Annotated in this window: 8 protein-coding genes; 5 read left to right on the top strand and 3 right to left on the bottom strand. The window is 64.9% G+C overall.

What is annotated here, in order from left to right; translation table 11 throughout:
- Nucleotides 1–66: 66 nt before the first annotated feature.
- Nucleotides 67–3,075 carry a winged helix-turn-helix domain-containing protein gene (locus tag B0G83_RS32900; RefSeq protein ID WP_105511505.1) on the bottom strand — a complete coding sequence of 1,003 codons (3,009 nt, stop codon included), beginning with the start codon at nucleotides 3,073–3,075 and terminating at the stop codon, nucleotides 67–69.
- A 256-nt stretch (nucleotides 3,076–3,331) separates the two neighbouring features.
- Nucleotides 3,332–4,249 (bottom strand): AraC family transcriptional regulator, encoded by a 918-nt coding sequence (locus B0G83_RS32895; RefSeq protein WP_105511504.1) that lies wholly within the window; start codon nucleotides 4,247–4,249, stop codon nucleotides 3,332–3,334.
- A gap of 762 nt (nucleotides 4,250–5,011) precedes the next feature.
- On the opposite strand from B0G83_RS32895, the gene B0G83_RS32885 reads away from it, so the two are divergent.
- Nucleotides 5,012–5,593, top strand: coding sequence for a DUF3331 domain-containing protein (locus tag B0G83_RS32885; protein ID WP_105511503.1), 582 nt, complete (start codon nucleotides 5,012–5,014; stop codon nucleotides 5,591–5,593).
- A gap of 134 nt (nucleotides 5,594–5,727) precedes the next feature.
- Nucleotides 5,728–8,733: a winged helix-turn-helix domain-containing protein gene (locus tag B0G83_RS32880; protein ID WP_105511502.1), complete on the top strand. Its 3,006-nt coding sequence runs from the start codon at nucleotides 5,728–5,730 to the stop codon at nucleotides 8,731–8,733.
- Between the two features lie 9 nt (nucleotides 8,734–8,742).
- Here B0G83_RS32880 and B0G83_RS32875 read toward each other — a convergent pair whose 3' ends face one another.
- A complete protein-coding gene (locus tag B0G83_RS32875; protein WP_105511501.1) occupies nucleotides 8,743–9,663 on the bottom strand; it encodes a LysR family transcriptional regulator in 921 nt (306 codons plus the stop codon).
- 266 nt (nucleotides 9,664–9,929) lie between these two features.
- Here B0G83_RS32875 and B0G83_RS32870 point away from each other — a divergent pair, with 266 nt between their 5' ends.
- The 3 genes from B0G83_RS32870 to B0G83_RS32860 are packed head-to-tail and all read left to right on the top strand — an operon-like array spanning nucleotide 9,930 to nucleotide 13,787.
- Nucleotides 9,930–12,107 carry an FUSC family protein gene (locus B0G83_RS32870; RefSeq protein WP_105511500.1) on the top strand — a complete coding sequence of 726 codons (2,178 nt, stop codon included), beginning with the start codon at nucleotides 9,930–9,932 and terminating at the stop codon, nucleotides 12,105–12,107.
- Nucleotides 12,104–13,603, top strand: coding sequence for an efflux transporter outer membrane subunit (locus tag B0G83_RS32865; protein WP_105511499.1), 1,500 nt, complete (start codon nucleotides 12,104–12,106; stop codon nucleotides 13,601–13,603). Before B0G83_RS32870 ends, B0G83_RS32865 begins: the two co-directional genes overlap by 4 nt.
- Nucleotides 13,587–13,787, top strand: a complete 201-nt coding sequence (locus tag B0G83_RS32860) for a DUF1656 domain-containing protein (protein WP_105511498.1) — start codon at nucleotides 13,587–13,589, stop codon at nucleotides 13,785–13,787. The genes B0G83_RS32865 and B0G83_RS32860 overlap by 17 nt, the downstream gene beginning before the upstream one ends.
- Nucleotides 13,788–13,842: the final 55 nt, after the last annotated feature.

Raw genomic sequence — 13,842 nt, 5'->3', positions numbered from 1 at the left:
GTGCCGGAAAGAATCGTCCGCGCGTATTGGCTTCAGTGTCGACGCGACCGCGTGAACCTTCGGCGTTTATTCAGTCGAAGCGGAGTAGACCGGCGGCGGGATGTTCTTCGCCGGCCGGCGCCGTGAGGCGGCTTGTTCGCCGCTCTTGCCGGCGCCTTTGCGAACGGTTTTCGCAGCGCCCTTCGCGGGGTTTTTCGCATCGTTTTTCGCGTCGCGCCTGCCGCTGCGTTTGCGCAGCTTGCCGAGCAACGCCTGGGCCGCGTTCATGTCGGCCGTACCGGCGGCGCGTTGCAACTCGGCCACGAGCGGCGCCAGCAAACCGATGGCTTCCGCCGCGCGGTCTTGTGCGTCGAGCAAACGCGCCATCGCCGTCGATGCCCGCAATGCCCACATCTTCGCGCCCTGCTCGCGGGCAAGCTGCAGTGCCTCCGAAAAGCACGCCGACGCGGTCGCGAGATTCGCTTCATGCGCATCGCTCGCTTTCGCGTGCTGCGCCGCTTCGGCTTGAGCCGCGAGACCGAACGCTCGCCAGACTTCCGGCAGGAAAAACAGTTCGCCGTTGCCGAGGCAAAAGTCGCGCGCGTCGTTGAGCCGCGCGACGGCTTCGGTTAAACGTCCATGTTCGATCAGCGCTTCGGCGTACGCGACGATAAACGGCGTGATCAGACGCCGGAAACCGCGCGACATCAACGCGTCGAGTCGCGTGTCGAGCACCGGCAGCGCCTGCCCGGTATGTCCTTCGAGAATGTCACGGCAGGCGGCCAGGCAATCGCAATAGTCCAGCCAGTTCGTGAAGCCGTGCAGCGCGGCCTGCGATCGCATGATGTCGATATAGCGCGAGCCGCGCGCCAGATCGCCGGACATCAGCGCGAACGGAATGACCGTGGCGCCCAGCACGTGGGTCAACGACGGTTCGAGCGTGTCCGGACGAATCGTGTCGACGACGGTATCGATCAACGCCGTGGCCGCGTCGGGGTCGCCCTGCAGCCACGCGATCCGGCCGAGCGTGCCGTTGCAGTACACCGCGGGATCGACCGCGAAGCAGCCGCCGCTTTGCGCGTCGCGCCGCAGTTGCACGATACGTTGAGCGACCCGCTCCAGTCCTGCCTTGGCCTCCTCATGCCGACCGTGACAATGCTGTGAAATGGCGCCGATCTGGTCGGCGAGAATCTTCTGCCATGGCGTGCCGTGCTCGGCAGCGAGTCGCTGGAACTGCTGCGCCACGTTGATCGATTCATTGATGTTGCCGAGCGACAGCATCGTGTTCCACAAGCCCCATAGCGCGTGCGCCTGGAACGCCTGATCGCCTGTCGCGGCCGCGCGCGCGAGCACGTCGCGCCACAATTGCGCCGCTTTTGACACCGGTCCGCACACATACGGCAAAGCCGACGCCAGCGCTGCGCGCACGCGCATGTCGCACGCGGCGTCGACGGCACCGGCGGGCAGGGTGTCGAGCACGTCCACCGCCTGCATGGCGCGGGTGCAGCATTCTTCGATCATGCCCGCATCGTGCAACGCGCCCACCAGGTTCGACGCCAGTTCGACGCCGACGCGCGCATCGCCATCGGGCGAGAAAGCCCAGTCGCAGGCCACGCGTGCGTCTTCGAGCGTCTGCAGGCGGTCTTGCGGATGGCTGGCGTGGTGGCGCTGGGTCTCGTCCGTTTGTGCCTGGAAGCAACTGGACAGATAGCGGGCATTGCGCGACGTGATGGCCTGCAACTCGCCTTCTGCGACCAGTTTTTCCAACGCATACGCGCGGGTCGATTCGGACAGGCGGTACTTCGCGACCGGTCCGTCGAATTCGACGTTCACGAGCGACTTCGCCACCAGTTCCGTGATGGCGCTGATCGCGTTCGCGACCGAATGCTCGGCGTCGCAGGTGACCGCGCACATCGCTTCGAACGTGAAGCTGCCGCCGAAGATCGCCAGACGTCGGAACAGCGTGCGCGTGTCGGTATCGAGGATCGCGAAGCTCCAGTCGAACGTCGCGCGCAAGGTTTGATGGCGCGGCAACGCGGTGCGATAGCCGCCCGCCAGAATCGCCATGCGATCGTCCAGCCGGCGGTACACGCCCTCCACGCCGAGCGCGACGACGCGCGCGGCGGCGAGTTCGATGGCGAGCGGAAGGCCGTCCAGCCGCCGGCAGATTTCGCCGACCAGACGCAGTTCTTCCGGGTCCGCGCCAATCGCGCCTTGCAGCGAATTGGCGCGCTGCAGGAACAGCTTCACGGCGGAACAGCGCAGAATTTCGGCCGCGCCCGCCTGCGGCAACGGCACGTCGAGTGGATCCACGCGGAAGATCGCTTCGGGCAGAATGCGCAGCGGTTCGCGGCTCGTGACCAGCACACGCAGCAGGTCGTTGCCGGCCACGATCGCATCGACGATGGTCGCGATCGCGCCGATCACATGTTCCGCGTTGTCGAGTACCAGCAGCCTGAGTTGGCGGTCGAACGCCGTGGCCAACTGCGCCACGGTGAGCGGCTCGGGCAGGGCGAGTCCGCAGGCGTCGGCAATCGCGCGGAGCGCGTCGGCCTCCGTACTCAGCGTGGCCAGTTCCACGAAGCTGACCGGTTCGTTGAAGTCGCTCGCGGTGTGGCGCGCCGCTTCGATCGCGAGACTCGTCTTGCCGATGCCGCCCGCGCCGACGAGGGTCAGCACATGCGTTTGCGACAGCATCGCGCGAATCTGCCGGACGGCGTGGTCACGCCCCTGCAGCCCCGCCTTGGACGGCGGCAGGCTGCGCGCGTGGCTCACTGGCGCAGCGAACTGAGGGGTGCCCGGGTTCTTGCGCCGTTGCAGAAGCTGGTAGCCGCGCCCGGGCACCGTGAGAATCAGATCGCGGTCCGGGCCAAGAATTTTGCGCAGCGCCGACAGGTGGACCTGAACGTTGTTTTCTTCGACGACCGTGTTCGGCCAGACGGTGTCCATCAGTTCGTCTTTCGTGACGAGGCGGCCGCCGGCGGAGGCGACGACCGAGAGAATGTCGAAGGCGCGCGACCCGACATGCACGACCTCGCCGTTCTTCCGCAAAGTGCGCATGTCCAGATCGATCTGGAAGCTGCCTATTTCGATCATGATGTTCTTCAGGTTCAGGAATAGGGGGCGTGCATGGGAAACACGGCTGTGCGCCGGCGGGACTGGACGGGCTGGGCGACTGAGTTTGGCAGGCTCGACGTTACCCGAGCCCAACCCTTACGTCTTGTATGTAAGTACGATGCTTTGTAAGAAAGTCGCTGCTACGGCCGGGCGGGTTCTCCTCCGGTTAAAGCAAGGCTGATTGAAGCAGGTTGGTCGACACGCGCCGACGGCTGGCGCGTTCCTTCGCTTTACTTCACTTGCGGGTCTCGCGACGCCAGGCGCCGGGCGGCGTGCCGACCAGCTGCGAGAAGGTGCGCGTGAAGTGGCTTTGATCGGCGAAGCCGCAAGCAATCGCGATTTCCGACAAGGGCGCGTCGGAATGCTTCAGCAGATCGCGCGCGCGATCGATGCGCCGCTCCACCAGCCACTGATGCGGCGTGCGATCCGTGGTCTCGCGAAACGCGCGGATGAAGTAGCTGCGCGACAGGTTGCACGCGCTGGCGATTTCTTCAAGCGAGACGCTGCCGTGCGTCTTCGCGAGCAGCATGTCTTTCGCGCGGGTTTCCTGCAGGCCCGAGAGGCGCCGGCTTTTCTTGTCCGACTCGCTGGCCACCTTGCCGTAGCGGTCGATCAGATGCGTGCCGAGCGCGACACCGAGCTGCTCGACAAACAGCGGACTGGCCTCGCTACGGCTGTCCAACGTCAGCGCGAGTACCTGCGCCAGATGACCGAAGATCGGATCCTTCTTGCCTAGCAGCGACGCGAAGCCGGTGATCGCGGAGCCGCCGCGTTCATAGCAGGTGTTTGTGACGAATGCGTGTGACAGCTCGACCAGGACGAAGTCGAACGCGCCGTGCAGGTCGGCCCGGTAGTCGTCTTCGAAATTGCGAACGTAGACGGAGTCCTTCTCGAAGTCGTGCAGGGTCGAACGGTTGCCGGACATGATCCGCCGACGGTGGCCGGCCGCCAGCGAAATGCCGATCAGGAAGCCGCGGTCCGACGGCGGCGTGACGACTTCGCTGGTGTTCTGCTCGCGCCGGCATTTGCGATAAAACGTGAACTCGCCGGTGTGCAATTCAAGGTCTTTATGCAGCTGATTTGAAACGCATCCGAGCGAATCTTTTTTTTGCCGGGATGACGTGGCGGTGAAAATGTGTGCGTCGTTGTGCATGATCCGTCACCTCTGTTCGTCGCGCGGCGGGTTGTGAGTCCGCTGCGTCTCGCCAAAATCGTGGAGGGTGAAAGTCGGCGTGGTGGCGCGATTATCTCGGAAAATACAAATGTTAAATATTTATTTTTTTTGAGTTTCCAGTGGACAATTCAATAAGCCTTTAATCAGCTTTCTATCGGCGGGCAATGGGCTACGCCGTGTCGCTCGCTCGCCTTCCCTTTTCGCGGACTTCAGTGTGTCGGGCAGGATTTCTTTTTGTCATCGATGGTCCGGAAACCTTGCTGGCTCAGGACAATTAATAAAAATTAGCAACGGTTACGGACGCGGCGTCGTATGCTTTTTTCACCGTTGCGACAATCCACAGGAACGTAATGAAGAAGCAGATCCGGCACGCGTGGTTCATGCAGGCAAAAGCCTGCTGCCTCGTGGTGTTGAGCATGGTCGTGAGCGATCAACGCGTTGCCGAACGCGGTCGTGCGGGTCCGCCAGGCCGATGCGGACTATTGGCCGAATCAGGCTAACAAACCGACCGCGCCGAGCTTCCTCAGCACCTTATTCGACGCGGCGCTCGCGCCGCTACGCGCTCAATCTTGCAGCCGACCGGCACGATCTGGTGGGTGCCGCCCACATTGCGTTTCCGGGCTTGGGGCATGTCAGAAGGAACGGCACGACGTATGACTGGGTAGCGGTCAACTACGAAGCCGCGCCTGCGCCATGATGGTGGCGTCGGGTTCGTCTTTCATCACTTCGAGAGAACGCCAAATGAAAACGGAAACGGTCTCGGCTTCGGTCCAGGTTTCGGTCAGACAGCACACGCTGCAAGCGAACGTTGCCCGCCAGGCAGCGTGCCAGACTTCTTACGAGCCGAGCGGCGCGACCTTCGATGACGCCGGTGTGTCGGTCTGGGATCACGTGATCCGCGCGTTGCGGCGCGTCGACCGCAGCGATGGCGACGGCGAAGGCGCGGCTGAAGCGTTCCTCCCGCGGCCTGCTTCGCGGCGCGCCGCTTATGCGCTGTCGCCGCATGTTCAGGTGGAAGTGGTGGAGCGCTTGTCGGAGACCTCGATCGCGGTGCTGTGGCAGGACGCGACGCGCTGCCGCTACGCCGATCAGGTGTGGATCAGTTGCCGCGCGCGACTCAAGGGGCGCTGCGCGTTGAGCGGCGCGGTGATTCGTCGCGACGACATGATCTACAAGCCGAGAGTGCGCGCGTCGATCCCGGCCAATGCCGCGGCGATGATTCTTGCCTCGGTGGTCGAGCAATTGCCCGCCATGAAGATGGCGTTGACGGGCAGCGCGCCAGATCGCAAGCATGAAGCGGCACATCACGCAGTGCGTGCTTAGTACAAATTTTTTGAATCATACGTTCAGTTTTTTTCGCGCATCCATTGCCGCCGATGTTCTAGACTTCGGGGACGCAACACTGAGCGGGCATTCCTCAGTTTTTCCTCCATTCGTTGCGTCAGGGAACTCAGGTAATGATTCGCTTAGGTTCGCTTCTGGTCGATCTCGAGCGCCGCGAAGTGCTTGCCGACGGTAAGCCCGTCCGGTTGGGCAGCCGCGCGTTCGATATGCTGGCCGTGCTGATCGCCGCGAACGGTGAACTGGTATCGAAGAACGAGATGCTGAAGGCCGTCTGGCCGAATGCGATCGTCGAAGAAAATAATCTGCAAGTGCATATGTCGGCACTGCGCAAAATGCTCGGCGAAAGTCGCGGACTGATTCGCACGGTGTCCGGCCGCGGCTACCGCTTGCTGCAGAGCCGCGAGCCGAAGTCGCTCGACAACGCGGATCACGAAGAACAGGCGGTCGAGCGCATCGCCTCCGGCCACGCCACCCGGCATAACCTGCCGGTCAGTTACTCGCCGTTGATCGGCCGCGGCAAGGCGCTCGAGGACATCGTGCTGGCGTTAGCCTCGGCCCGCCATGTGACGCTGGTCGGTTCGGGCGGCATCGGCAAGACGCGCCTCGCGGTCGAGATCGCGCGCGGCCTGCTGACGCGTTTTCCCGACGGTGTCTATCTGGTTCCGCTCGCCTCCGTCACCGACGCGAGCGGCGTACTGGCCGCGTTCGCGGCGAGCGTCGGGGTTACACCGTCGATGGGTCCACTGACGCTCGCCACCCTCACCAGGGAAATCGGCGAGCGGCGCATGCTGTTCGTGCTCGACAACTGCGAACACGTGCTCGGACCGGCCGCGCAACTGGCCGAGACGCTCCTGAACGTGAGTTCCACGCTGCGTGTGCTGGCAACGAGCCGGGAGCCGCTGCGCGTCGCCGACGAACATCTGTACTGGGTCGCTTCACTCGACGTGCCGGCGCAGGACGACCCCAGCCCGGCGGTGCTGCAATGCAGTGCGGTCGAACTGTTCCTGGCACGCGCCCGCGCGATCGACGCGCGTTTTTCTTCCGACGAGAGAAGCATTCATCTAACCGGCGAGGTTTGCCGCCGGCTCGACGGCATTCCGTTGGCGATCGAGCTGGCGGCGGCGCGCGCGGCGATACTCGGCATCGAAACGCTCGCCGGGCATCTCGACGATCGCTTCAATATGCTGACCGGCGGCAACCGCACGGCGTTGCCGCGCCATCAGACCTTGAAGGCGACGCTCGACTGGAGTCACGCGCTACTCGACGACGCCGAGCGCGCGACGCTGCGCCGGCTCGGCATCTTCGTCAACAGCTTCACGATGGACGCGGCGATCGCCGTAGCAGGCGACGACACGATGCGCGAACTCGACGTGATCGCCGCGGTCTCCGGGCTGGTCGAAAAATCGCTGGTGGTCACGCGCATGGAAGGCGGCCGCGCCAGCTATCGGCTGCTTGAGACCATGCGCGCCTACGCGATACAAAAGCTCGAGGACAACGGCGAGCGCCGCGCCGTCACGCTGCAGCACGCGCGTTACTTCCTCGGCTTGCTGGAGCGTGAGGCGCTGGGCCGCACGGACCCGTCGAACGCGTTCTCCGATGCCTGGTATCAACGCATGCGCGCGCTGCTGGACGACGTGCGCGCGGCGCTCGGTTGGGCGCTCTCGCCGAAGGGCGACGAAACACTCGGCGAGACGCTGGCCGTGAAGACCGTCTTTCTGCTTTACGAACTGTCGCTGGTCGACGAATGCTGCATGTGGGCACGGCGAGCGCTCGATGCCGTTTCGGCAACGCACGACGGCTCGCGCTCGACTCACCATCTGCGGATTCGGATGGAACTGCAGGCGGCGCTCGGTGCGGCGCTGGTCTACGTCAACGGACCGGATCGCGAATCGCGCGGACTGTGGTCCGAGACGCTGGCGTCGGCGATCGCACTCGGCGACGCGGCGTTCGAAGCGCGCGCCTTGTGGGGCATGTGGAATGGCAGCCAGTCGTCCGGCGCGGCGCGTAATGCGCTGGCGTTCGCGAGGCGTTTCGCGTCGCGCGCGGCCGAAAGCGGCGACGCGAGCAACGCAGTGCTCGCGTACCGGCTGCTGGGAATCGCATTGCACTATGCGGGCGATCAGCAGCAGGCGCGCGCGTCGCTCGAACAGATGCTGTTGCGCTGCGACGGCGTGCGGTACGGTCTGCCGCTCGGGCGCTCCGTCGATCAAGGCATTGTCGGCCGCGCGACGCTGGCGCGCGTGCTGTGGTTGCAAGGGGCGCGCGATCAGGCGCTGCGGCACGCCGAGGAATGTGTCGTCGACGCCTGCAACCAGCAACAGGCGATCGTCAAATGTTATGTGCTGATCGAGGCGCTGGTGCCGCTCGCGCTGTTATCGGGCAAGCGGGAGCGGGCGGCTCAGGCGCTGGCGCTGCTGCACGAGATATCGACGCACGCGGGATTGAGCGTCGCGCAGGCCTGTTGCCGTTGTTTCGGCGAATACCTGCGTTCGCTGGACGACGTCAGCCCGGAGCGCCTGCATGCGTTTCGTGTCGCGTTGGAGCATCTCGAGACGCTCGAATTCGGCGCGCCGCGCGCGATGCTGATCGGCCAGTACAGTCTCGCGCTCGGCCGTGCGGGTCGGCGGGACGAAGGTGTTGCCGCCGTGACGCAAGCGCTGATGCGTTGCGACGAAACCGGCGACCACTGGTATGCCGGGGAACTCCGGCGCATTCACGGCGAGTTGCTGCTGATGGCGCCGGCGGATGCGCCGCTGTCGGAGATCGTCGCGCGCGACGCCGAAGACTGTTTGATCGCGGCGCTGGAAGATTCGCTCGCGCAGGGTAGCCGTTCGTTGCAACTGCGCGCCGCGACCAGCCTGGCTGCGCTGTGGCATGCGCAGGGCCGCAGCAGCGAGGCGGCCCAGTTACTGAGTTCGGCGTGCGCGAAGCTGACCGAAGGGCTCGACTGGGACGACTTCAAGGCCGCGACCAGGGTGTTGCTGATCGCGTCGGCGGCGGCCGGCGAGCAGGGCGCCGCTTCCGCCGCCACCGCTTCGACCACTACCGCCAGAATTCCGCGTACCCGTGTTGATTCATTCGACGAAGACGCGCAAACCAACGTCGTGGAGCGCGACTAGATCGCCTGTTCAGCCGTGCAACATTCTTTGTTGCGCGACGTCGTCGATCAGGTCCGGCCGGTCCAACTGTTCGACCCACCAACGCAGCGCCTTGCCCGTTTCGTCGCCGCGCCATGCGAGATAAAAGTGCGTGGTGTGCCGCATGCCGATCACTTCCTTTTGCACCAGTTCGCCGCGGCTCAGCGGCTCGGCGGCGAGGCATTCCGGAATCGTGCCGGCCGCGAGACCGCGAATCTGCGCCGCCAGTTTTGCTTCGAGCGTCGGGACCGTCATGACCTCCTGATTGTCGGCGATCGCGATGGTGCGCGGCGCCAGTTTGCGCGACGTGTCGCCGATCGCCACCGCCCGATATTTCGCCACTAGGTCCTGCGTCAGCGGGCCGGGCATCGACGCCAGCGGATGATCCGGTGCGACCACGAAGACATGCTTTAACGAACCGATCGGTTTCGCCATCAGATTGGGAATGGCCGGCGGTTCGCCCGCGGCGCCGACGACCAGATCCGCGCGGCGTGTCAGCAGCGCGTCCCACGAGCCGCCCAGCACTTCTTTCGACAGATGCAGGCGCGTGTCCAGCTGCAGCTTGTAGAAATCGCTGACGTGGTCCCACAGCAAGTCGAACGGGATGATTTCGTCGATCGCGACATGCAGTTCGGTTTCCCAGCCGTGCTGGATGCGCTTGGCCTTGCATTCGAGATCTTCAGCCGCCTGCAAAAGACGGCGCCCTTCCTCGACCACCACGCGCCCCGCGTGCGTGAGCATGGCGCGCCTGCCGCTGCGGTCGAACAGCTTGACGCCGAGATCGAGTTCCAGCTTCTGGACCAGATAGGTCAACGACGACGGCACCTTGTGCAGCGTTTCGGCCGCGCTGGCGAAAGTGCCGGTCCGGTCGATGGCGTCGAGCACCTGCAGCACTTCGAAAGAGAGATTCATGGCGAACGGCGGTAGGGCGTGAAGTACGCCAGCATACTGGATTCCGGGCGTTTCGCTAATGCCTTCCAACGCCTTCCATCGCCCGCGCGGCTCTTTTTTCCTTGCACAACGTGTGCCCGTTTCATTAAGGTGTTTTTAGTCCGGTTCAGGACATTTTTGACGCGATAGCCTAGCCTTGGCAGATTGCGGCCGCCGAACGGCGCCCGGCGATCTCGCGGACAACCCGGTCATCCATTCATGTTCATCCATCGCTCGACGACTGCCCTATGACCTCGCCCGCGGATGCCGGCGGCGCGGCCTCGCCGCGCCTGCGTGACGAGTGGAAGGCGTACTGGAGCGACGACGCGCCGCGTCTGCTCCACATCGTCAAGGTCGCCATGGCGGCGACGCTGGCGATGGGTTTGTGCATGCGCCTGGAACTTCGCACGCCGGGCACGGCGATGGTGTCGTGCGTGATCGTGATGATGCATCAGCAAAGCGGCATGGTCATCGCGCGCGGGTTTTATCGCGGGCTGGGCATGGTGTGCGGCAGTCTGGCGGGGCTCGTGCTGATCGCGTTGTTCCCGCAGCAGCCGCTGCCGTTCTTTCTGGCGTTGGCGGCGTGGATCGGCGCGTGTGTGTTCGGCGCGTCGTACTACCGTAATTTTCAGTCGTATGGTTTCGTGTTGGCCGGCTACGGCACGGCGATCACCGCGATGCCGGCGTGGTCGAATCCCTATGGCGTGTTCGACAACGTCGTGTTCACCGTGAGCGAAGTGGTGATCGGCGTGGTCTGCGCGAGCGTGATCAGCGCCGCGGTGTTTCCGCAGCGCGTCACGCCGGCGCTGTACGCCTCGAGCCAGCGCAATTTCACGCATCTGTTGAATGCACTGCATGCGGTGCTTGAACGCACGGCCGCCGTCGCCGGGTTCGACCTGTTCCTCGATCTGATCCGCGAGCGGGCCGGTGTGGAAACGTTGCGCAGCGGTGCGGTGTTCGAAGATCCGTCGATCCGTTTGCACAACCACCTGTTTCTCGATCTCGACCGGAGCTTTCTCGACACCGTGGCGTGGATTCATGCGCTGCATCAGTTGAAGGCCCGGGTCGCCGCCGAAGCCGATCCGCGCGTGCTGGCGGTCGTCGACGAACTGCTCGGCGGCCTGCTCGCCATCGTGCCGGACCGACGGCAGACGGAACCGGTTGCGCTCGATCAGGTGCAGACCATGCTGGCCCGTCTCGACGCGTTCGAACAGGCGCTGCCCGCGCAATTGCAGCGTCTGCTTCAGTCGCTCGACGGGCAGGCGCCGCAGCAGCGCCAGTTCGCGGCGACCACCGGCGCGGCGCTGTTCTTTTCAATCGCCGATCTGCGCTTGCTGTGCCGCGCGTATGTCGACGCGCGTGTGGAGGACCGGCAGCCGTGGAATCTGTCCGTGTTTCAGGCGCTCAGCCGGATCGGTCGGACGCGCGCCACGGCCAATCGCACGGCGGCGCTGGTGGCCGGCGCGCGCGCGGCGATCGCCGTGCTGGCGGTCGGGGCGGGGTGGCTCGCGTCGGGCTGGGTGAACGGCTCCAGCGCGATCGTCGCGGTGGCGATCACGAGTGCGTTGTTCGCGCTCGTGCCTAACCCGGCCGTCGTGAGCTGGCAGATTTTCGGCGGATGCCTGGCCGGCTGGCTGGCGGGCTTCGGATTCAATTTTTTTCTGTTGCCGCGCTTCGATAATTTTCCGCTGCTCGCAGCGACGATCGCGATCTTCGTGATGGTCGGCAGCTATGTAAATTCGTTTGCGAAGACGGCGGTGCTCGGACTCGGCTTCAGCATCTATTTCTGTTTTATCGTCAGCATTTCGAATCCGACTGTTTATAACCCGAGCGCTTACCTCGATACCGGCTTTGCGCTGCTGGTCGGTATCGCCGCCGCGGCGGTCGCGTTCTCGATCATCGTGCCGCGCGCGGGCGACTGGATTTCCGCGCGGTACCTGAAACAGATTCGCGCGCTGGTGGCGGAGAGCGCACGCGATGACGACCTCGACGACCTGCTTTACAGCTTCGAATTGAGTCTGCGCGATTTCATCATCCAGATCGCGGCGGCGCCGGTCGATCCGCGCGTGGATCGCAATCGTCTGATCGGCTGGGCGTTCGCCGCGCTGGAGATTGGCCGCGCGATGATCCAGGTGCGGCTGGATACGGAGCGGCTCGGCGGCGCGCTGCCGTCCGCCTGGGCCCCCGCGCAGGACGCGTGGCTGGCGGCGCTCGCCGAGCTTTTCTGCAATGCGGCGCCGCAGGCCGCTCAGGACGCCCTGGCCGCGACGCGGCGCGCGCTGGTGGTGTTGCCGATCGCGCACATCGACACGGTGGATGCCACGATGCTCGCGCATTGCCGGATGCGCGCGCTGCTGCACTTCACCGAACTGACCCTGCAGGACGATACTGTGTGGCTGTGGCAAACCACGGGAGCGGCAGCATGAACGCGCGTTGTCGGTTCACCTTGACGGGACTGCGAGCAATGGCGGCGGCGCTCGCGTGTACGTCGCTGCTGAGTGCGTGCATCGACAGCGGCGGCATTCATACGCGCGAGTCGATGATCGACCCGGCATCGCTCGATGCGGGCGCGGCGTTGCGCGCGACCCAGCAGGATGCGAAGTGGCCCACCGAGCGCTGGTGGCAACAGTGGCGCGACCCGCAACTCGACACGCTGGTGCAGGATGCCACGGCGGGTAATCCCGGCTTGCGCGCGGTCGAGGCGCGTGTCGACGCGGCGCGCTTCCAGCTACAGATCGCCGGCGCGGCCGAGTTGCCGCAACTCGATGCGGGCGGCAGTTTCGAGCGCCGCCGCTACGCCCGCTACACGACGCCGGCGCCGCCGGGTGGCACGACGGTGTGGAGTAACAGCATTCAGGCGGACCTGACTTACGACCTCGATTTGTGGGGCAAAACCCGCGCGTTTCGCGAAGGCGCGCTCGACAACCTGCACGCGACGGCCGCCGACGCGCGCTTCGCCGAAATCGAATTGCAGACCGCCGTGGTGCGCGGCTACGTGCAGTTGTCGTTGCAGTACGCGCTGCTGGACGTCTACCGCGCGGTGCAGGACGAACAGCAGCACACGGTCGACATCGCGACGCGCCGCTGGCATGCGGGCGTGGGCAGTCAGCTCGAAGTCAGCCAGGCGGCCACGCAGTTCGCGACGAGCACGACGCGCGTGCAGCAGGCGCAACAGCAGCTTGCATTGAGCCGCATCGTCCTCGCTGGACTGGCCGGCAAAGGACCGGGTTATGGCGATACACTGCATCGCCCCAGCCTCGCCTTGAGCGTGCCGGTCGCGTTGCCGGCGTCGCTGCCGGTGGACCTGATCGGTCATCGGCCAGACGTGGTGGCGGGGCGCTGGCGCGTGCTCGAAGCGGACAAGGGCATCGACGCCGCGCACGCCAACTTCTATCCGGACATCGACCTGCTGGCCACGGCGTCGCTCGGCTCGGCCGCGACCTTCGGCGGCTTCTTCAATTTTCTGAATAGCGACGGCATGGGCCACGGTGTCGGCGCGGCGATCTCGCTGCCGATCTTCGACGGCGGACGACGGCGCGGTCAATACGGCGTCGCGGTCGCCTCGCGCGATGCCGCGGTCGACGCGTACAACCAGAGCCTGGTGAACGCCATGCAGGGCGTGGCGATTCAGGTGGTGTCGCTGCGTTCGCTCGACCAGCAGCAGGCATCGGTCGAAAGCACGCTGGCGTCGGCGCGTCGCTCGTTCCGGCTGGCCGACACCGGCTATCGCAGCGGCATCACCGAATTCCTGAACGTGCTGGCCGCGCAGAACGAACAGTTGCAGCAGGAGGAAAGCCTCGCGCAGATTCAGGCGAAACGCCTCGACGCGTGGGCGCTTTTGATGAAAGAGCTGGGCGGCGGTTTTGCGTTCGCGGCGGCCGACGACGTGTCGCAAGGAGTCAGCGATGCCGGGCGAAATTGATCTGTTCTCGCTGTTGGTGCCGGGCCTGCTGCCGATTCTCGTCGGCTGCGCGCTGCTGTTTTTCCTGCTCGATCTGGTGCTGGCAAGACTCGGCTTCTATCGCTATACATGGCATCCCGGGCTCTTCCGTATCGCGTTGTTCGCCGCGCTGTTCAGCGGCATCGCGCTGTTGCTGCGGCAATAAGTTCGCCACTGAATCGCTTCCATGAATTCACCGACCGCTAACGTCCGGCCACGAA

Source organism: Paraburkholderia sp. BL21I4N1, from assembly GCF_002973525.1.
Classification (GTDB): domain Bacteria; phylum Pseudomonadota; class Gammaproteobacteria; order Burkholderiales; family Burkholderiaceae; genus Paraburkholderia.
This window is presented reverse-complemented; position numbering and strand designations above follow the sequence as displayed.

Coding starts and splice junctions, on each gene's coding strand:
- B0G83_RS32900 (WP_105511505.1), bottom strand. CDS start 3,075: ATGATCGAAATAGGCAGCTTCCAGATCGATCTGGACATGCGCACTTTG.
- B0G83_RS32895 (WP_105511504.1), bottom strand. CDS start 4,249: ATGCACAACGACGCACACATTTTCACCGCCACGTCATCCCGGCAAAAA.
- B0G83_RS32885 (WP_105511503.1), top strand. CDS start 5,012: ATGAAAACGGAAACGGTCTCGGCTTCGGTCCAGGTTTCGGTCAGACAG.
- B0G83_RS32880 (WP_105511502.1), top strand. CDS start 5,728: ATGATTCGCTTAGGTTCGCTTCTGGTCGATCTCGAGCGCCGCGAAGTG.
- B0G83_RS32875 (WP_105511501.1), bottom strand. CDS start 9,663: ATGAATCTCTCTTTCGAAGTGCTGCAGGTGCTCGACGCCATCGACCGG.
- B0G83_RS32870 (WP_105511500.1), top strand. CDS start 9,930: ATGACCTCGCCCGCGGATGCCGGCGGCGCGGCCTCGCCGCGCCTGCGT.
- B0G83_RS32865 (WP_105511499.1), top strand. CDS start 12,104: ATGAACGCGCGTTGTCGGTTCACCTTGACGGGACTGCGAGCAATGGCG.
- B0G83_RS32860 (WP_105511498.1), top strand. CDS start 13,587: ATGCCGGGCGAAATTGATCTGTTCTCGCTGTTGGTGCCGGGCCTGCTG.